Source organism: Sphingobacterium sp. BIGb0116 (assembly GCF_024808035.1).
GTDB lineage: Bacteria > Bacteroidota > Bacteroidia > Sphingobacteriales > Sphingobacteriaceae > Sphingobacterium > Sphingobacterium paramultivorum.
Map to the genome: position 1 here is coordinate 129,270 of NZ_JANUDT010000003.1, position 20,807 is coordinate 150,076.

General features: G+C 43.7%; 16 protein-coding genes. 13 read left to right on the forward strand and 3 right to left on the reverse strand.

What is annotated here, in order from left to right:
* The 3 genes from M2419_RS09390 (at window position 1) to M2419_RS09400 (ending at window position 3,275) form a co-directional block, all read left to right on the forward strand.
* The gene (locus M2419_RS09390; RefSeq protein WP_259254865.1) at window positions 1-1,800 is read left to right on the forward strand and encodes a RagB/SusD family nutrient uptake outer membrane protein; all 1,800 of its coding nucleotides are present in this window, start codon (window positions 1-3) and stop codon (window positions 1,798-1,800) included.
* Window positions 1,800-2,630, forward strand: coding sequence for a metallophosphoesterase (locus tag M2419_RS09395; protein ID WP_259254866.1), 831 nt, complete (start codon window positions 1,800-1,802; stop codon window positions 2,628-2,630). The genes M2419_RS09390 and M2419_RS09395 overlap by 1 nt, the downstream gene beginning before the upstream one ends.
* Window positions 2,631-2,849: 219 nt before the next feature.
* Window positions 2,850-3,275, forward strand: coding sequence for a DUF3995 domain-containing protein (locus M2419_RS09400; protein WP_259254867.1), 426 nt, complete (start codon window positions 2,850-2,852; stop codon window positions 3,273-3,275).
* A gap of 140 nt (window positions 3,276-3,415) precedes the next feature.
* Here M2419_RS09400 and M2419_RS09405 read toward each other — a convergent pair whose 3' ends face one another.
* Together M2419_RS09405 and M2419_RS09410 are read right to left on the reverse strand one after the other, a co-directional pair.
* Window positions 3,416-4,372: a nitrilase family protein gene (locus tag M2419_RS09405; RefSeq protein ID WP_259254868.1), complete on the reverse strand. Its 957-nt coding sequence runs from the start codon at window positions 4,370-4,372 to the stop codon at window positions 3,416-3,418.
* Between the two features lie 41 nt (window positions 4,373-4,413).
* Window positions 4,414-5,253: a helix-turn-helix transcriptional regulator gene (locus M2419_RS09410; protein WP_159726976.1), complete on the reverse strand. Its 840-nt coding sequence runs from the start codon at window positions 5,251-5,253 to the stop codon at window positions 4,414-4,416.
* A 427-nt stretch (window positions 5,254-5,680) separates the two neighbouring features.
* On the opposite strand from M2419_RS09410, the gene M2419_RS09415 reads away from it, so the two are divergent.
* The 10 genes from M2419_RS09415 to M2419_RS09460 all read left to right on the forward strand — a co-directional run bounded on the left by M2419_RS09415 (window position 5,681) and on the right by M2419_RS09460 (window position 20,402).
* Window positions 5,681-8,734 carry a TonB-dependent receptor gene (locus tag M2419_RS09415; protein WP_259254869.1) on the forward strand — a complete coding sequence of 1,018 codons (3,054 nt, stop codon included), beginning with the start codon at window positions 5,681-5,683 and terminating at the stop codon, window positions 8,732-8,734.
* 25 nt (window positions 8,735-8,759) lie between these two features.
* The gene (locus tag M2419_RS09420; RefSeq protein WP_153847579.1) at window positions 8,760-10,127 is read left to right on the forward strand and encodes a RagB/SusD family nutrient uptake outer membrane protein; all 1,368 of its coding nucleotides are present in this window, start codon (window positions 8,760-8,762) and stop codon (window positions 10,125-10,127) included.
* A gap of 114 nt (window positions 10,128-10,241) precedes the next feature.
* A complete protein-coding gene (locus tag M2419_RS09425) occupies window positions 10,242-11,516 on the forward strand; it encodes a beta-carotene 15,15'-monooxygenase (protein WP_153847578.1) in 1,275 nt (424 codons plus the stop codon).
* Between the two features lie 23 nt (window positions 11,517-11,539).
* A complete protein-coding gene (locus tag M2419_RS09430; RefSeq protein ID WP_153847577.1) occupies window positions 11,540-13,009 on the forward strand; it encodes a hypothetical protein in 1,470 nt (489 codons plus the stop codon).
* 21 nt (window positions 13,010-13,030) lie between these two features.
* Window positions 13,031-14,482: a rhodanese-like domain-containing protein gene (locus M2419_RS09435; RefSeq protein ID WP_153847576.1), complete on the forward strand. Its 1,452-nt coding sequence runs from the start codon at window positions 13,031-13,033 to the stop codon at window positions 14,480-14,482.
* Window positions 14,483-14,513: 31 nt separating this feature from the next.
* Window positions 14,514-15,185 (forward strand): hypothetical protein, encoded by a 672-nt coding sequence (locus M2419_RS09440; RefSeq protein WP_153847575.1) that lies wholly within the window; start codon window positions 14,514-14,516, stop codon window positions 15,183-15,185.
* A gap of 43 nt (window positions 15,186-15,228) precedes the next feature.
* Window positions 15,229-15,390 carry a hypothetical protein gene (locus M2419_RS09445; protein ID WP_153847574.1) on the forward strand — a complete coding sequence of 54 codons (162 nt, stop codon included), beginning with the start codon at window positions 15,229-15,231 and terminating at the stop codon, window positions 15,388-15,390.
* Window positions 15,391-15,410: 20 nt separating this feature from the next.
* On the forward strand, window positions 15,411-16,838 hold the full coding sequence (locus tag M2419_RS09450; protein ID WP_259254870.1) for an NAD(P)/FAD-dependent oxidoreductase: 1,428 nt from the start codon (window positions 15,411-15,413) through the stop codon (window positions 16,836-16,838).
* Between the two features lie 1,109 nt (window positions 16,839-17,947).
* On the forward strand, window positions 17,948-18,778 hold the full coding sequence (locus tag M2419_RS09455) for an AraC family transcriptional regulator (RefSeq protein ID WP_153847572.1): 831 nt from the start codon (window positions 17,948-17,950) through the stop codon (window positions 18,776-18,778).
* A 1,030-nt stretch (window positions 18,779-19,808) separates the two neighbouring features.
* Window positions 19,809-20,402, forward strand: coding sequence for a TlpA disulfide reductase family protein (locus tag M2419_RS09460; protein WP_153847571.1), 594 nt, complete (start codon window positions 19,809-19,811; stop codon window positions 20,400-20,402).
* Window positions 20,403-20,541: 139 nt separating this feature from the next.
* On the opposite strand, the gene M2419_RS09465 is transcribed toward M2419_RS09460, so the two are convergent.
* The gene (locus M2419_RS09465; RefSeq protein WP_070566486.1) at window positions 20,542-20,733 is read right to left on the reverse strand and encodes a cold-shock protein; all 192 of its coding nucleotides are present in this window, start codon (window positions 20,731-20,733) and stop codon (window positions 20,542-20,544) included.
* Window positions 20,734-20,807 lie beyond the last annotated feature (74 nt).

Sequence of the window (20,807 nt, forward strand, 5' to 3'; positions counted from 1 at the left end):
ATGATAAATAAATATATAAAATTAGCCGTTGTATGTTCAGGTCTTTCTCTGCTTGGAAGCTGTAACGACAACTACTTGGATCGTGTTCCAGAGACTGCGATCAATAACGAAAATTTCTTCAATACAGCGACCGACCTGGAGTTGTATATCAATGGATTGTACAATTTTTCAGGAATAGGGATCTATCAATCGGATGCTACTACAGACAATGCAAGTACAACAGGCAATACGGAGATCAAAACCATTATGGCCGGTAATGCCTCTGCGGCGACGATCTCAGGAGGCTGGAACTGGGATCAGCTCCGCAAAATAAATTTCTTTCTACAGCATATGGGCAAGGCTAAGATCAGTGAGAGTGAAAAGGCACATTATGAGGGGCTAGGCCGTTATTTTCGCGCTCGGTTTTACGTAGAGAAAGTGCAGCGTTTCTCAGATGTGCCGTGGGTAGATAAGGCCTTGGAAGTTGGGGATACCGATTATCTTTTTGCCAAGCGCGATCCGCGTGCGACAGTTGTGCAGAAAATCATGGAAGATTTTGAGTTTGCTGCACAAAACGTACAGCCCCGAATAAAATTGGGTACTGTCAACAAGTGGGTGGTGCTGCAGGAATATGGCCGCTTTGCCCTGTATGAAGGAACTTACCGGAAATACCACAACGAACTGGAATTGAAAACCACGGCGACTGAATTTTTGAACAAAGCACAAGCGTTGAGTGATCAGCAGATGCGCGAGGGTGGTTTCAGTATATACAATACCGGTAAGCCCAATCAGGACTACGGCACTTTATTTTTTAGTGAAAATCTTGAAAACAACAAAGAGATCGTACTTGGACGCTTTTATGCCAACAATGTACTCAATGCGGATTCATGGCCGGGTATGTTTGGTAATTATGAGTACTATCCTTTGCGTGATCTTGTGCAGGCCTACCTGATGAAAGATGGTTCATTTTATGCGGCCCAGCCAGGTTATGAAAAAAACACCTTCGTCAAAGAGTTCGAAAACCGCGATCCACGTCTGGCACAAACGTATGCTTATCCGGGATGGCAGTTGATTTATTCGCATACCTATGCGCAAGGGGCGGGACTGTATGTGCAGCAATTGGCCAAAAATTTCTCGGGCTACCATCAGATTAAAGGATTTCAGAATACGCTCAGTCTGGAAGCGCGCAATAATCTCGATATTCCTTTATATCGTTATGCGGAGGTTTTATTGAATTTTGCCGAAGCAAAGGCAGAGCTGGGACAGCTGACGCAAGCCGATCTTGATCGTAGTATTAATTTGTTGCGTAGACGTGCGGGTATGCCGGATATGGTTGTAGGCGTAGGTATCGATCCCGTTATGGCGACACGTTACTCCAATGTCGAAAGCAACCAGCGTAATCTCGTGCTGGAGATCAGACGCGAGCGTCGTGTTGAGCTGGCTTTTGAGGGATTCCGTTTCACGGATCTGATGCGTTGGAATGTAGGTGAATTGTTGAAGAACAAACGTGAGGGCATTTACTTCTCCGGATTGGGGCAGCATGATATGACCGGCGATGGTATTCCGGATATCGTACTGTTAGCTTCCTCATCGTCTATTCCGGCGGTGAAAGAGAAAAACAGTCTGGGGAGAGAATTGCAGTATTATCGTGTTGGCCGTTTTGGGCAGGATGTAGGCGTATTCCTATCGGAAGGGAATAATGGTACAGTCGAAACGATCGAAAATACAGGAACCTTTGAGGTGCCTAAATTCTACTATCGCCCCATACCGCAAGGGGAAATACTTTTAAATGATAATCTTAAACAAATATTTGGATGGTAATGAAAAATTCAATGACAAGGGCTTTATGTTTTCTGTTCCTCACATTATGTAGCCTTGGGAGGATCAGTGCACAGGAATTTAAGTTTGCATTTTTAACCGATCTGCATGTGCATAGCGATTCTACACTGGGGCAAGTGGAGCTACGGTTAAAATCGCTGTTACCTCAGGTGGAACTGCTGCTAAGCGGTGGCGATAATGTGGATATTGACAATTTGAAATCGGCTGATCTATCGGCTGGCGAGCAACGAATCAAGTCGTTGAAGGGACTTTTTGACCGCACTAAAAAGCCTTACCACATGGCTATAGGCAATCACGATCGTTTGCCGCGCGATTTGCGCGACGGCACTAATGACTTTGCGCTCTTTGAAAAGGCATTTGGTCAGACCTATTACAGTTTTGACCATAAAGGCTGGAGGTTTATCGTGTTGAATAGTGTGGAAACCAAAGATAACCACTATGTTATTGGTGACAAGCAGCTGGCTTGGCTAAAAGATCTTGTCGAAAAAACAGGCAAAGATCAGCCTTTGGTGATTATCTCCCATGTCCCTTTTTTATCGGTTTATTATCCGGTTTTGGAGGGGCGTTATACAGCTGCAGATACTTTTACAAACCAAAAGCAGGTGTTTGATCTTTTTAAAGACCACAGCCTAAAGCTGGTCCTGCAGGGGCATATGCATTTGTATGAAGAGATTAAAGTGAAAGGGGTACAGTTTATTACAGCAGGAGCAGTATCGGGCAATTGGTGGCATGGAGCTTTTGAGGGGACTGCGCCTGGGCATCTCGAAGTGGATGTCCATGGGAAAGATTTCAGCTGGAGTTATGTGAAATAGAGAAACCTGTTTTTAAACTTTTGCTTAGTACAATAGGAAATAACCTCAGAGGTCATACGCTCTGAGGTTATTTTATTTTTACTTTTTTTGTCCTACTTATTTTTTCCAAGATATGCTATGAATTGTTTATTTAATAATTCGCATTCCTGCTGTTGCATAACTTGCCTGTTTCAGGAGAAACCCTGACACAGGCAAGTTAAAATACGTTATATTTACCTTATGGAGTTTGTACTTTCAATCGTTATCGCCACTATTTTTATTTTTTTGGCTTTGTTGCATTTTTTCTGGCTGCTCGGTGGACATTGGGGAATGAATGTTGCCGTTCCGACCGATATGAATGGCAGAAGGATATTTAATCCCACCCGGGTAGGCACTTTGCTGGTTGCTATCGGATTATTGATTTTTGCGTTTGTAAATCTATGTGCCATCGGAGTTTTGGATGTTCCGGTAGAGGCAAAGTATATCCGCTATGGAATGTATATGATCAGTGGTATTTTCCTTCTCCGATTTATTGGCGATATGAAGTTTGTCGGCATCTTTAAGAAGTACAGAAAGTCTTCTTTTGCAGTAAGAGATACCTATTTTTATAGCCCATTATGTCTTTTTTTGTCGGTCTCTAATGGCTTTTTGGCGTTTGTATTATGAGAAAAGACAAGTACTTTTCTTAAGGTAGTTGGACGTGCTGTCGTCGGGCAAACATCTGGAGGTTGATCGGTAACATTATTGGAGCAACTACTTTAAGACCATGTGAAAAGGTCTTAAAGTAGCCATTCGTTTTAGCGGAACTAACGATTGTCGGTATGCAACCAGACCACTTTTTGTTGGGACTCATGCTGTTGGCCGATAATGTCATCATAGAGATCTGGCCTTCGAGCATTTATGTAACGATATCCACCGGCTTGAATCAGTTTTTCGGGCGTAATGGTGGCTATTGTAAAACTATCTTCAAATGTACGGCATTCAGTCAGAATATCCCCGAAAGGATCTAGGATCATGGAACATCCATTTTTTAACTGATCGTCATCCATGCCGATGGGGTTTGAAAAAACAACATAGAGCGCATTGTCATAGGCCCGGGCTGGCAGCCATTTCATCAGCCAGCTGCGTCCTTTCATTCCGTCAAATTCTAAGCGCAAGCTGGTTGGATCGTTTTCGCGGTTTTGCCAAAGCTGCGGATCTACAAAACCTGCGCCAGGTCGGGAAGAAGGGGTACACATGGTTACATGGGGCATAAAGATGATGTCGGCACCCAATAATTTTGTTGCGCGTACATTTTCGATGACATTATTATCATAACAGATTAAAATGCCACATTTCCAACCGTTAATTTCAAAAATAGTATAGCCTTGCCCTGCTTGCAAATGGGGGTTTATAAAGGGGTGAAGCTTGCGATGCTTTGCAATTAGGCCATTTTTGTCTACACAGATATAAGGTTTATATAGGTTGTCGTCCTCATCCTTTTCAAACAGGCCCGCGAGGATAGTGATGTTGTACTTAGCGGCTATTGAAATCAGCTTTTGTGTACTTTCGCCGTCGGGAACAAGTTCGGCGATCGCAAGCATTTGCTGCTTATCTAAATTTCGGGCAAAGGTATACCCTGTTATGGAGCATTCGTGAAATGCAATTACCTCAGCACCCTGTGCGGCGGCCTCTTGCGCAAGTCGTTCGATAATGGCTAGGTTATAAGCCTTGTTCGCACTTTTGTGCTCAAATTGTGCCGTAGAAATTTTTAAGTTGTCCATATTTCTTTGATTGATCTATAGACAAAGCTACACGCGGGGCCTTAGCTGAAATTGTATAAACCCGACATGCGGTCCGATTTGCTTTTAAATTCCATAAAGTTGATCGCTAGCCGATTTGTATTATTTAAATATTCCGAAGGTGTGATACCGGTATATTTTTTAAATGCCCTGATGAGGTGAGACTGATCAAAATACCCACTTTCGTGGCTGATTGTCGTTAAGTTCGTTTCAGCTGCTTTGTTGCGAAGTAACTTCAAAAAGGAATGGAATTGAACAATATTGCCAAATTTTTTGGGGCTCATTCCAACCTGTTCCGCAAATATTCTTTCCATATGCCGTTCGGTGTAACCGCTGTATTGGACGATTTGTCTTACAGTAACCATTCCCTTTTGCGCTGTGATATGTTGCAGAATTGCAGATAGTGATCCCTGATTTGGAGACTTCTGTCGGACTGCATATGCATAAAAGAAGGCATTTAATGCATGTACTTTTTCAGTTGAGGACTTCGCATGCATCAGGCTGTCATATAGTCTGATAACGGACTGTCCAAATACATCTTGCGTAACAATAATTTGATCTTTTAGTGTATGGGCAGCGATACCGAGTAACTTATAGAGCCCATCGGGTTGGAAGACAATAATAACAAATGAAGTCTGTGTCAGCAGCGCGAGATCCTGGAAATGGCTGATCTGACCATACAAAAATGAAGCGGGAAGCTGCTGACTTTTGTTGATGGACAGGTGGCCTTCATTGAGAAGAAATACCATTCCAGTGTTGCCATCGGAAAATAACCGCAGTTTTTTGTGCTGATCACCGCCACTTTCCAAAAAAAGATAGTGCTTGATGTAGGGCGATAAAATTTCTGGAGGAAATAGCTGCATGATCTAAAGGTAATTGACTGCACTCAAATGTACATATTTCCACCAACTTTTCTGGGCCGATTTACTTGCGATTTTTTTATGGAAGAAAATATAGTTAAAAATAAAGTCTACTAATATTATAGATTTTATTTTATGTTTACTATATTTGTTTCATCAACCTAGGAGACAAGCTTGAATAAGGCAACCTCTTCCATGAGTAATCATCATAATTTTTAACTTAATATGTTATTTATGAACTACAACTTTTATTTTAACCCTTCCCAATCGAGCGCAAATCTGCGCAACTGTAAATCCTTTTGTTCTGATTTCAATAGGCGAATGTGTAGCTAAGTCTAGGGGAAAGTATTTCTTTCCATAAAAGCAGCTTTTCTGACAAGTAATCAATTGGCGTTGGCACTTGTAAATATTCACTGTTAAAATTTTACCTATGAAAAATAGCGTATGGAAGTACGCCGTGACGATTTTTTTGTCACATGGTTTGCTATTGCCTGCATTTTCGCAGCAATCTGAGCCACTTATTAACGCAACCTTAAAAGGTGTTGTATTGGATTCGATTACCAATCGACCTATTGAAGGCGTTACCATAAAGCTCGAAGGTGTTACCCATCAAGTAAAGACCGATGCGTCGGGAAGATTTCAGTTTGTCACGGGGCAACGACTTCCGTTGACATTCTCAACTTCATTTTTGGGATACAAAGGTCGAAAGATAACCGCACGGGAAGCGCAGATTCAGATCTTGCTTCAACCTAGCGTTTCTGATCTGGATGAAGTGGTCGTCGTAGGCTACGGTGTACAAAAGCGAAGAAATCTAACGGGAGCAGTTGCCAAGATTGACGCTGCCGAAGTCAACAAAATTCCGGTAGCAAGTTTTGATGCCCAGTTGCAGGGTAAGCTATCCGGGGTACAGGTTTCCACCAACTCGGGTGTCCCCGGCGAAAGTATCTTCCTGCGGGTTCGCGGAACGACATCGATCAACTCCAGTAGCGATCCCTTATATATTATTGATGGCGTATTCTTAAATAATACTTCGCTCCAAAATATCGGGCTTGGTGGACGGACCAGTTCACCGCTCACGGATATCAACCCAGCAGATATCGAATCGATTGAAGTGCTGAAGGATGCTTCGGCAACCGCGATCTATGGTTCCCGGGGTGCCAATGGTGTGATCATCATTACCACAAAAAAAGGAAGTTACGGTAGCCGTACCAAAATTGACCTCAACTTGCAGGGGGGCTGGGCCGAAGCCAATAAATCCTTGTTGCCAAAATTGGCTACAGGTCCCGAAACAGCAACCCTCGCCAACGAGTGGTGGATAAACTCCGGATTGGACAATCCGGCATTGAAACAGACTTTCACCAACAGGCCTTATCGTCCAGTTTCGGAAGGCGGGAAAGGAAATCCTGAAGATCAGCCTACCTATGATCGCCTTGGTTTCCTGTTGCGCCATGGGAAGCTGCAGGATTATAACATCGGTATACAGGGGGGCGGTGACAAATCAAGGTTCTATATCGGCGCAGGCTACACAGGACAGGAAGCTTTTATAAAGGTAATCGACTTCTCGCGTACCAATCTCAAATTTAATTTCGACCATCAGATCAGTAGCCGTGTCAAAATCGGCCTAACAAATAATTTTTCCAGAACCTACCGCAATCAGGCGCGTACAGGTGATGGCCCTCAGGTAAGTCTTTTCAATTCGGCCGTTTCTTCGGCAACGAATGTTCCGATATTCAATACCGATGGATCACTCAATGGTACCGATAATACCTATACACTGGTGGACAACTACGATGTCAATACTACAAGTCTGCGTTATGTAGGAAGTGCCTTTGCGGAAATCGATCTAGTGAAAGGACTGAAATTCAAATCCAGTTTTAGTGCCGACTATAACCTATACGATGAATCACAATACTGGAATAGTAAAACCAGTATCGGCATTGCGAATAACAATCAGGCGACCTCGGGAATATCGAGAAATGCTACCTGGATAAACGAACAAACCCTGACGTACCAAAATACCTTCGGCAAGCATAGCCTGAATGCTATTTTGGGAAATACCTTGCAGAGCAACGTACTTGATTACAAATACCTGGAGGGGAATGGTTTTGCCAATGATTCCTTTAAACAGATCTCATCGGCAGCCAATATCATTGCATCCGACAATTGGACTAAATATACGATTGCTTCCTTTTTTGGAAGAGTAGGCTATAGCTATGCAGACCGTTATTTTGCGGAGGCAACCCTGCGGGCAGATGGCTCGTCCAAGTTCGGTGCCAACAACCGATGGGGCTATTTCCCGGCTTTTTCGGCAGGCTGGCGGATTAGCCAAGAAGCCTTTCTGGCAGATCAAACCTGGTTAAACGATCTGAAAATTAGGGCTTCCTATGGATTGACGGGCAATCAGGCCGGAATCAGCAATTTTGCCGCTAGAGGTCTTTGGTCGGGCAATGAAAAATATGCCGACAGCTATGGCAAGGTGTTGCCAAGTACAGGTCCTTTCCAGTTGGGCAACGAAAATCTGCGCTGGGAGAAAACAGCGCAGGCAGACCTTGGGCTGGATGTGGCGCTATTCAAAAACCGCCTGTCCATTACCGTAGATCTTTATCATAAATATACCTCCGATCTTCTGCTCGAGCGACCTATTGTTGGCAGTTCTGGTTTTTCAAAATACTGGGCCAATGTGGGCGAGATCAGCAATAAAGGCTATGAAGTGTTGATCAACTCACTCAACGTGAAAACAAAAGACTTTGCTTGGAATACAAGCTTCAACATTTCTGGAAATAAGAATAAAATAGAGAAACTGCCCACGCAGATTACCCAGTATACCCGCGATTGGGTTATCCTGAAAGAAGGTTATTCGCTCAACTCATTCTGGCTTTACGAACAGCTGTCGGTCGATCCACAGACCGGAAAAGCCGTGTTTGACGGACAGCTGAGCGATGGTTCTTTGCCTACTTCGGCACGTAAAGTTTTTCGGAATGCTTATCCCAAGTTTTATGGAGGTATAGGCAATACCTTTACCTATAAAAACTTTGATCTGGGTGTAGACTTTAGTTTCCAATATGGCAACTATGCCGTTAACCTCAACCGCTACTTTCGGGAGCGTAACCCGAGCAGCGGTGGCGTATTTCAAAATGTGCTAAACAGATGGCAACAGCCCGGTGATATCACCGATGTGCCTCGACTGACATCGGAAGGACTCAACTATACCATCGATGCCAATAGCCGCTATCTGGAAGATGCCTCGTTTTTAAAGCTCAGACAGCTGTCTTTTGGTTATAAATTGCCGAAAGAGCTGGTCGAGCGGGCAAAATTGACTGCTGCACGTATCTATTTTGTAGGGTCTAATCTCTTTGTGTGGAGCAAATACACCGGTGATCCTGAATCGAATGTGACCAGCAACCCAAATGCACAGGGGATAGGATCCTTCGGAACTCCACCACAGCCGCGCACGTTTCAGCTTGGGCTCAATGTCACCCTATAAACGTTAACCTTAATCCGTAAAGCTCATGAAAAAAATTATATATTTCCTTTTTCCGCTTCTTGCCTTTCAGCTAAGTAGCTGCAGCTCTTTTTTGGAGGTCGAGCCCAAGAATTCAGTGTCTGATGAAGTGACTATCGTTGACGGGAGTTCTGCCGCAACAGCCGTGCGCGGTATTTACTCAGCACTTCGGTCCAACGATTATTATGGCTATAGCTTTCAGCTACTGGGATTCTTTTCGGCAGACAATATCGTGTATCGCGGTAGCCAAACTGTCCATCAGACCTTGACCAATCATACGGTAAAATCTGACCTCGCTGTGCTTGCTACGGCATGGAACCAGGTCTATGCCACCATCAATAGGACCAACCATGTGATTACCAAAGTACCCAATCTGGCGCTGACGACCACTTTTACCGAAGCCTATCGCAACCAGCTTGTTGGGGAGGCCTATTTCGTGCGTGCATTGGCCTATTTTGATCTAGCCAGAACCTGGGGTGGTGTACAGATCGTGCTGCAGCCAACGACTTCGGCCAGCAGTCTGCCCCAGGTCCAAAGGAGCTCCCTGACTGACACCTACGCACAGGTGCTGCAGGATCTGCAAAAGGCCGAACAGCTGTTGCCCAATGAAACCAACCGTATACGCGCTACCAAAAAGACCGCGCGGGCGCTGCTGGCAAGATTCTACCTGTATCAGAAAAACTGGTCTGAAGCCATAAAATATGCCTCGTATATTATTGATGATAATACCAATTATAGTTTGGTGAGCCCATACCGCTCGTTTTATGCCAACAATACCTCCAATACCAAAGAATCGGTCTTCGAATTGGTCTTTGATATCAACAATACTAGTGGTCAGGCCAGTCAATGGTTGTCGGGCAATAATGGGGGGACCGCTTGGATCAGACCTTCTCAGGCCATCTATGACCTGCTGGTAGATCCAGCTGTTGGTGGGGATCGGACGGCATTGGTATCCAAGACCTCTTCATCCACAGATCCGAATATCCTGATCGGCAATCTGTATTACCGAACAGACCGAACAGACCCCGTCTTTTTGATCCGTACGGCCGAGCTTTACCTAATCCGCGCCGAAGCATTGGCGCAACGGAATGGCTCGGGCGATCTGACAGCTGCATTGGCCGACTTAAATGCCGTCCGCTCACGCGCCAACATCAAACCCTTGCAAAGTCTCGGAGCGGCAGCGCTCCTGCAGGCCGTGGAAGATGAAAATCGCGTTGAATTTGCCCTAGAAAACCATCGCTGGTATGATCTGCTGCGGACAGGACGCGCGCAACAGGTACTCAATATTTCCTCCGTGAATAGGCTACTGCTGCCGATACCGTACGCTCAGGTTTCGATAGACCCGAATCTACAACAAAATCCAGGTTTGGATTGATCGGATGAATCATTTGTTTTTTTATTTAATCGGATTGAAATGACAACATTTGCAGACTCTCATTTTTTTAAGCGCTATCGCTCAGCTATTTTATACATCGGCCTGATCTTCTTTTTGATACTCAGCATCCCGTATGACCCCAATCTTTTCACGGGGAGTTCATTTGCTGACTTGTTTTCATTGGAGAACTGGTTTGGATTGGCGACTTACCGCACTTCTTTTATCGCCGAAAGCCCTTTCGTCGGTAGCGATGTGCACGGATACTACAACTGGGCAATCGCCCTGGCCCTCGCGCTATTGCTATTTTGGGCCTTTGGCCGTAAAATCAGGCAGACTTTTCAGGCCGATGACGATCGTGTATTTTACTGGCTCCGCGTGCTGCTGCGTTATCGTTTGGCATTGGCCATTACTTTTATAGGTCTTGTCAAAATCATCCCTATACAACTTCCCGAACCCACCATTAGCGAGCTGCATACCGAATACGGTGATTTCCTGCTCTGGAAGCTCTATTACCTGACCAACGGCATTGCAACCGCTGGATATCTACCAGTAATAGGCGCGCTGGAGATCCTGGGCGGACTCTTTTTACTGAACCGCCGTACGGCAATCATCGGTTCGGGATTACTTATCGCCGTATTGCTCAATGTCGTGATCGTTAATTATGTATACGAGATCGGTGAACAGGTCTATAGTTCGTTTTTACTATTGCTTGCGGTCGTTATCTTCTCGTACGACTGGCCCCGTTTTTATCAGCTTTTGATTAAAAAGGCAGCAACTATTCCCGATGGGTTTTGGCCTGTCTATGGCCGCAGAGTTGCGGGGATTCGCCCTTATCTGCAGGCCGTGTTCCTGCTTCTGATCGCCGTATTTAGCGTGCAGGCTTACCTGAGCTGGAAGAATTCCGATTACCCATTCCCCGATGAAAAGGGATTGGAAGGAGCTGCAGGCGTATACGATGTAAAAGACTTCGTCTGGAAAGGCGATACTATTCCGTATTCGCTAACCGATACATTGCGATGGAAGGATGTGGTTTTTGAAAAATGGAATACGCTCAGCATCCGTGGAAACCGTTCTGTAAAGGTCGATAGCCTCAAACCGCGTATCGCCTTCAATCGCGAGCGTAACTACGAATACCTGGGCAATGGTGGGCGTGAATTCTTTGGCTATACGAGCAAGCAGGGAAGTGATAAGAGCACAACCACAATCAAACTTACCGGAAAAGTGAGTAAAGGCCACACTTTTGCCTTTATTGTCAAAAGACCCGACAAACGGACAGTTTTACTTGATGGAGTCAACCAGCTGGGCGACTCATTGCATGTGCGGCTGGAGAAAGTGAACAAGAAATATCTGTTGCATGAAGGCCGCAGAAAACCGATCCGTATTTATTAACGATTCAAATTTAGACTAAGTTTATGGCAACGATTCAATATTTGGAAAGCATTCCTACCAGCCAGCAGGAGCAAGGCTGGAAGTACTGGGAGAAAGTAGGATTTAGATTCACCTTTATTTTCTTTATCCTGATGGTGGTACCCCTGGATTGGGAATGGTACGAAAAAGTATTTAAACCCGAATCATTATATGATTGGATGGCAACGATCGCCGGTGGGGCGCGTACGGGTTGGATAGAAATAGACAGCGAAAGTGGCAAATGGGGTTTCGCATCGTATACGTCTTGGTGGCTCAATGGCCTGATTGCTGTGCTGGGTGCTTCCATCTGGACGATATTGGCCCGAAATAGTAAGGTGCAACGCTATGATGCGCTGTACTATTGGTTGCGGGTATTGGTACGCTACCGCATTGCACTGGGACTTATTGCCTTCGGATTTATCAAGTTCTTTCCAATGCAGATGCCATTTCCATCCCTTGCCAATCTGAATACCGATATCGGTGAATATGCCCCCTTTAAGTTGTATTGGCAAATCGTCGGTGTATCCTATAAATATGAGATCTTTTTAGGCTTTTTGGAGATAGCGGCGGGAAGCCTGCTCTTCTTTCGGCCCACGGTCGTAATAGGAGCCATTATCAATGCTGGAGTCCTCTTTAACATTGCCCACGCCAATATTGCCTACGATGGAGCAGTTCATGTATACAGTTCATATTTTGTATTGCTTTCCCTTTTTCTATTGCTGCAGTATCTGCCTGCGATCTGGAAGCTTTTTATCCTGCGCGAACCAGTAAGCACCTATTACTATGTGCCCAAGTTTGTCAGGAAGTGGAATAAGCCATTTTATTTTGGCCTAAAGGCGACCATTGTGGTCCTGTTTATTTTCGTTTACGGCTTTTATCGCTATGAGCGATTCTACGATGAAGGGCGTCTAAAGGAACCTGTACTTCCTGGGCTGGCAAAAGCTGCAGGACATTATGAAGTTTCGAGTTTTCTGCTGAATGGAAAGTCTCAGGCTTATTCACCTGCCGATTCAGTACGTTGGCATGAGGCATTTTTTGAGCGTTATTCGACCTTGGTGTACAAGGTTAACAAAGCCAATTCGATCGATCTTGGCAATGGTACCCCGTCCTTAAATGATGTGCTCAAAACTTACGAGTTTACAGGCAGGGCCGGAGGGAAGAACTACCTCTACTATGAAATAGACTCGACAGAACATGCACTGTATCTGATCGATAAAAATCAGAAATTTAGTAAGGAACAACGTAAAAAACTAGATAAAAAACTAGATGTGGGACTGAAAGCCCTGTATGGAAAAGCGCAGGGCGATAGCCTGCATGTGCTGAAATGGGCTTACGAACGACCAACAGCAGAACAGATCAAACTCAAAGGGCTGGATGCCAGTGGCAATAACCTCGAAATTACCCTCAATAGGGTCAAAGAATCCTATCTCACCGGTAAAGAATGGTATATGAAAAATACACTCTTTGCCTACTAATTGTCTTAAAGAAAGAATGTTATGAATAGAAGATCATTTATCCACCGTTCAGCTGTCCTTTTTACCCTTGCTTCGGCAGGTCAGGGCGTATCCTGTTTTGGAAATACCAATAATTTTGCGAATGGCTACAGCATCAGGCAGTTTGAAGATGAAGGCCTGGCACAGTTTTCCTATGCGATCTTGGCCGACAAGAAAATTGTTCTTGTTGACCCGGCCCGCGATCCAAGGCCCTATTACGCTTATGCAAAGGAGCAGGGAGCGAAAATTATCGCGGTTGTGGAAACACATCCGCATGCTGATTTTGTGAGTTCCCATCTGGAGATCCATCAGGATCTGAAAGTTCCGGTTTATGTCAGCAAGCTTGTCCGTGCGACCTATCCCCACCATACTTTTGACGATGGCGATACCTTAAAGATTTCGGACCAAATTGTGTTGCATGCCATCAATACAGCCGGACATTCACCAGATAGCATATCTGTTTTGTTAAAAGAAAATGGTCGCGATGTGGCGATCTTTTCGGGGGATGCGGTATTGATTGGTGGAGTTGGAAGGCCCGATCTGCGCGAGTACTCGGGAGAACAGGCTACGCAGCGCGAAAAACTGGCGCGGCAGCTCTACCATACCGTTCATGATATCTATGCAACGTTAGGCAATCAGGTGCTTTTGTATCCGGCACATGGCGCTGGATCACTTTGCGGAAATGCAATAAAGGGTGCTAAGCAAAGTACCATTGGCGCGGAAAGAACCCACAACTTGGCCTTTCAGCAAAAATCGGAAGAAGAGTTTGTCAAGCAGATTCTAGCAGATCGTCCGCCTGTACCGATCTATTTCCCTTATAATGTAGAATTGAATCGTCGGGGAGCAAAGCCATTATTGGCTTCTTTGTCGGGTATTTCAGTGGTTTCGGCAGCAGCGCTGCCCCATACACTGAGCACTGTCCTCGATACCCGCCCCGCTTCAGAATTTAGGGCGTCACATTTTCCGGAGGCCATTAATATTCCCGAACGTAGCAAGTCAGAATCTTGGGTAGGAACTTTTATTGAACCGAAAGACGGTTTTTATCTCGCCGTAGACACCAAAGAACAGGGGCAGGTGCAGCTCGAAAAGCTGGCCAAAATTGGCTATGAGCAGTTTGTTAAAGGTATCGTGTTGTATGGGGATTTCGCGGGGCAGCCTTCGACAGCTTTTGACCAGACCGCTTTTGATAGGGCGCAAGATCAATATTTTATAGTGGATGTACGTACGGTCGAGGAAGCTAAGACTGAGCCTGTATTCAAAGGGGCACATAATATTCCGCTGGCCGAATTGAAGGCGCATATTGCCGAGCTACCAGTGGATAAACCTATCGTGGTGCACTGCGCTTCGGGTTATCGCTCGGCCATTGCAAGCAGCCTCATCAGTGAATGGGTGCCAAAAGCGCAGGTCTGGGATATCGGTGAACATATTAAAAGCTACAAGCAATCGGTCAATTAACAAGAGGATTACACTTAAATGCATAAATGATATGAAAGATTTAAAATTATTGGCTAGCATGTTATTAGCGGTAGCGGTGTTGCTCAATGTGACTAACTGCCAATCCAGGCAGGATACGAAGGAAGCCGTAAAAAATAGTCAGGTTTCGTTTAAAAAGCAAGAAGGAGTTCGCTTTAAACAGGAACTTGAAAGCCTGAATAAAACGAACAAAGTGCCGGTACAAATTCCCGACAATCCGCGGATCGTCTATGCGACCGAACAGGATGTGCTGGAGCTTGAAAACGGTATTGTCCTTTTTGGATGGCCCAGCTGTCCCTGGTTTCGGAATGCTATAACGCCGCTGCTGGAATTTGCCCAGGAGGAAAAGGCGGCTATTTATTACCTCAATATTCACGATATCCGGGATCTTAAGGAGAAAGATAAGGACGGTAAAGTGATCACGACCAAGGCCGGGAGCCCGGGTTATGAAGCTATATTGGCCAAATTTCACGATGTCCTAAATCCTTATACAGCTGTGGGGATTGATTCCATTAAACGGATTTCTTCGCCGACGGTATTATTTATTGAAAAAGGTAAAGGCGTGCATAAGGTTGTTTCTACGGTCGTATCGCAGACCGATCCGAAAATCAAGCTTGATAGTATACAGCGAAAGGAGCTAAAGCAACGGTATCGCGCATATTTTTTGGATGAACACACGATATAAGACCACACGACATCAACATCATCGAAAATTAAATGGATAACATATGAAAAAAATAATCAATCTTGGACTTTTAGCGTTTGTTTTAACGACATTTACAGTCTCCTGCGGATCTGCAGGTAAGAAAAAGGATAATAGCAAATCGTTGTCCGATTCTACTTCGTCAAAGCGTTCAAAAAAGGAACAACCCAATACAGGCTGCGACTAGGAGTGATTAAAAACTAGCTTATGCGAAAATTTGATGCAATTATTATTGGTTCGGGACCAAATGGACTGGCTGCAGCCATTACCTTTCAGCAGCAAGGGCTGAGCACGCTGCTGATTGAAGGTGCCGATACAATCGGTGGGGGAATGCGAACCAAGGAACTTACAATTCCGGGCTTCAAACATGATGTCTGTTCGGCGATTCATCCCATGGCTATGGCATCGCCATTTTTCAGGAGTTTGCCTTTGGAAGCATTTGGGCTATCTTTTGTTAAGCCTGAGTATGCGGCGGCACACCCATTGGACGAAGGGGAAACGGGAATTCTATACCATAGTCTTGCTGAAACGGTAAAGGGCTTGGGAATGGATGGCGAAAGTTATCGTAAGCTGGTTGAAAAGGTCGTGACACATTGGGAGGGCCTTGCGGCCGATATTATGGGGCCATTATCCTTTCCGAAGCATCCTTTGTCTTTAGCCTCATTTGGGCTGGATGCACTTCAGCCGGCAAGCTGGACAGCAAAGCGCTTTACTTCCGTGCAGGCACAGGCTTTATGGGCAGGGATGGCGGCTCATGGAATTCAGCCCCTAAACAACTGGACAACTTCTGCAATTGCCATTGTGCTTGCGGCGGTAGGCAACAAATATGGCTGGCAGATACCGATTGGCGGCTCGCAATCCATTGCCAATGCGCTGTTAGGCTATTATCAATCGTTGGGTGGGGAGATCCAAACGGGCTTTTGGGTAGAGGATGTTCGCGATCTACCGTCCCATAAAGTTCTACTCTGTGATATCACACCCCGGCAGTTGTTGCAACTCAAAGGTATAGGTCTTGCTAGCGGCTATCGCAGGCGCCTCGAAGGCTTTAGGCAAGGAATGGGGGTATTTAAAGTCGATTGGGCATTATCTGAAAAGACGCCTTTTAAAGATCTACGCTGTCAGCGGGCGGCTACGGTGCATTTGGGAAATACCTACGCCGAAATTGCCGAGAGCGAGCAGCGGAGCCATCTTGGGAAGCAAGTGGATAAGCCTTTTGTGCTGTTTGCGCAACAGAGTGCGTTTGATTCCAGTCGTGCTCCCGAAGGCAAGCATACGGGATGGGCGTACTGCCATGTTCCTAATGGGAGCAGGGTCGATTATACCGAAGCGATCGAAAATCAAATTGAGCGCTTCGCGCCGGGTTTTAAAGAAACCATTCTGGCCAAGCATACCTTTTCTCCTATGGAGCTCGAAGAGTATAATCCCAATTACATCGGTGGTGATATCAATGGCGGTATTATGGATATTTCGCAGCTGTACAGTAGGCCTATTTTGGCTCTAAATCCGTACCGAACCTCGGTCGACACGATTTATCTCTGTTCATCATCGACGCCTCCGGGTGGTGGGGTGCATGGCATGTGTGGTTATCATGCTGCACGGACAGCGCTCAAGGAACACTTCGGTTTGCTGTTGTAAACCACGCCGAATAAGTATTTCCTTATCCGCCTCTATTTGTGGACCCTGTGGCTACAGGATAGAAGGGAATACCTAACTTGGATTTTAGGATAAAGGACAATCTGTTATTCCAGGGAGCTATAAATTCTCCTGAAATGAAAGCCGTACTTGCCCAGTCGCCGCGGAATAAGTGATTTTAGTCGTTTTATATTTTTTCTGCAGCATAAAGCCTTTAGAAAAAATAAGCTAATGGGTGTGGTTTTGTAATTTCGGCAGTATTTTTGCTATATAGGGCTACGAAAACACCCCAAATAATATGTTGCATTAGGCCAAGATAATTTCTTGGCCTTTTGTATGTAATTTCCCCTTTAGTATGTAGACAATATCCCAGGTCAATACTTATGATGGCAATATCGGTTTCGATGTTGCTTTTCTATCGCTAAATGCCGAATAGAAAGAAATTATGGCTATGATAGGATGACCCTAAGAGCCTGATACAGATTTGATGTAAAAAACGTTTTATATAATTATTAAATCACTTTATAAAATTATAACTGAATAACGCCTAAAATTGAACATCTTGACTTTCATCTTAGGTTCAGTATTTATTTTATGCAGCCAATGTCTTGTCTTAAGATCTAAAAAATATCGGATGCTGAACCTTTGTTTTGTTCAGTAAATGAGTTGGTTACAGTTTTTATGTTGAAAAAGGTCGTTTCTATACTGTAAATCGAAACTTTTATCTTTAACCAACCATCAATTCAATACTGATCAATGGTATTACGATTTTGTTGCTAATATTTCCGCGTTTGAAAAATTGGAATTTACCCCTATTTTTATCCCTTCAATTTTACAGTCTGTGCAAAATATTGACTCAGTTAGTTAGGATCAGTTTATTGAGATGACTGGTTGTGACTATAATGTGGAATGAGAAAATAGTGATATAATAGCGAATTTTTAGGTGCTTTTCGGGAGAAAGAGGAGATACCTGTACGCTAGGAGCAATATAATTGGTATTTAAATTGCAGAAATAATCCTAGTGAGACTACCTAAAATAGTCTAGTGAGACTACATAATAGTGGTGTTTTAGCTGATTGCAAACACTTAGACTTACTTTAATTTTACCTTTAATGAAAACAGAAAAACTGCCAATTACGCTCACGGAAGAGGGGGTGTTTTACAAAGAAATAATTGGTACCGAGGAATATAATAAGACAACAAAATGCACTTACTTTTTGATGGTGTTATTTTCTGAGGGAAGTGGTAAGCATTACATTGACGCAGCGGAATATCCGGTCAAGGGGAACCAGCTTCATTTTTTATTTCCAGGGCAGCATCACCACTGGATTACCGGTCCGGAAACGAATGCGCAGAAAATTGTCGTGGGAAAGAAAGTATTCGAAACTTTCTCCAGTCTTAGTGAGATTTATTTCATTCGTCACAATTTGCACCCCGTTTTTAAACTCAGTACAGCTTTATTTGAGGTCATATTCAATGAAATGAAAAATATCCAACGCGATCTCTTGGCGCAAGAATCGGATGGAAAGTGGAACGAAATAGTGCGCTTAAGAATCGATATTCTAGTTTCTTTGATAAAAAAGGAAGCTGGAGATTATTTAAAGGAAAATCTTCTTGGAACTTCAAATGTAATTATTGACTCTTTTTGGGATCTTGTCAATGTAAATTTCGCTGCCCATAAACGAGTGACTTGGTATGCGGAGAGATTACATGTAACGAGTAATTATCTGAATATTCTGTGCAGAAAACACCTCCATATTACTGCTTCCAACGTAATTTATCAGCGAATAATACAAGAGGCCAAGGGGCTCTTAAAATTTTCAGATAAAAGTATAAAGCAGATTGCATTTCATTTGGGGTTTGAATCTTTATCGGCATTTTCTACATTCTTTAAAAACATCACGGGTTATTCGCCATCTGATTATAAAGGGCATTCATCTTAACTTATCAAAAATAGAAATACTAAAAATAGTTTACTTCGGAGAACAAGAAGATAAGCTATCCAAGGCTACGCGCGAGAACCTGGTCGATGCGTATACCGAAAACTTTATGGAAACTCCTATGATCATCTTATTGACCGATCGTAAAACCTAACAATATACCCTTTCAAAAAGACCGGTGGGCTGGCGTATCGATTGTTTGGGTGATTTGGGCGGTTTTGACGATAACTGGTCCCATATGTATGACTATTATCCATAGGGGATTGTTGGTTTCGGTATGCAGGATGCCTGGAGAAAGGTTCCAAAAGGTCTAGCGGTCTGCTGGGTTATGCAGAAGTGGAAAAATGAGGGGCCAGGCAAAAGTTCATATTGCCATCGCAGGGCGAATTACAGATGGATGGTATCCGATGGGTGAAGTTGATGCGTTATAAAGATTATTATATTTAATTATCTGTTTATATTATATTGTATAAATATCTTATTAATATAGATTTATGTTTTTTTATTTTTGATGTTGTGTCAGTTTGTCAGCTGCATACTTAAGTGCTCAATAGGCCCTATAAGGTTGTTGTAATTCTAGAAAGCGGTGTCTGTAAATAGGGTATCCTACACTTTACTACAGGAGAATGCGGTCAACTTGTGCATTATCTTGACGAATAGGATAAAGGTGAGGCCCACTTCGTTGTTTTTGTATGCTGAGTGCCTCAATTTAGCTTTTGTTAGGATGGATTAGGGGATTGTTTTCGTGGTGAGAATGTCGATGGTGTGCTGTTATTTTATAAGGATGTCGGTATGGCTCCATTCGGAAAATCATGAGCCGTACAACAAGTAAGTTGGAGTTGCTGTGTTTTTAATAAATATGCTAATTATTTATATACAGTGTATTGTATGTTTTATATCAATTAAAAGTACAGGTGTTATTTTGCCTTATAAAGGCAGCTAAGGTGTCTTTGAAAAGTCGATGTGTAGGATGAAAGGATGAAATGATTGTGGAAAAAAATCCATAAATTAGGGGAACTAAACAAACTGTTTTATGAATGTAAAAGTTATCCTAAAAGCTTTCTTATTATTTGCGCTTTGCCTGATCTATGTAATCGGTCATACGCAAGAAAGCAACAACAATAAGAAATTGTGGGCAAAATCAATTTTGAATCAAAAGGCGCCAAAACTTGAGGTGGAGCAGTGGCTCACAGATGTACCTGATACAAAGGGTAAGTTTATCCTTATTGATTTTTGGGCTACTTGGTGTGGACCCTGCCGAAAAGTAATTCCCGAACTCAATGAATGGCATAAGAAGTATGGTGATAAACTCGTGATCATCGGTCTTTCGGATGAAAAAGCAGAGGTCATTAAAAAAGCGAAGGAGATTAAAATAGATTATTTCTCAGCGATCGATACGAAAGCAAAGTTGAAGAAACAGCTCGAAGTACAGGGAATCCCCCACTGTATTTTAGTAGATCCGGATGGCATTGTACGCTGGGAGGGTTTTCCGACGTTAGAGGGGCATGAGCTAACCGATGATGTTGTTGCTGATATCATCAGAAAGTATTCCAGGAAGCGCGGGAGATTCAAAGATAGCAGTCCATATTTTCTGCGACAGGAAGAAGTGATGTTGGCTGGATTGTAAAAGTCTTCCATATGCCGGACCGATAGATCGTCTGGTTTTTGGCGTTACTTCGGTATGGAATGGATAAAAAAAAGTGTAACGGCTGCCCGTTACACTTCGCAAGAAGATAAATAAATTATCCTCTTGTGTGTTTACTTAATTATGCGATACGTACGTTAACTGCATTAACGCCTTTTTTACCGTTTTCTACATCAAATGTTACACTGTCATTTTCGCGTACTTCGTTGATTAAACCAGATACGTGTACGAAAATGTCGTCTCCACCACCAGCAGGCGTGATAAAACCAAAACCTTTTGTTTGGTTGAAGAATTTAATAGTTCCTTCTTGCATTGTTTTATAAATTATATTAAAGTAATCTGTACTACATTATTGTGATAAATGAATATCAACAATAGCTAATCGAT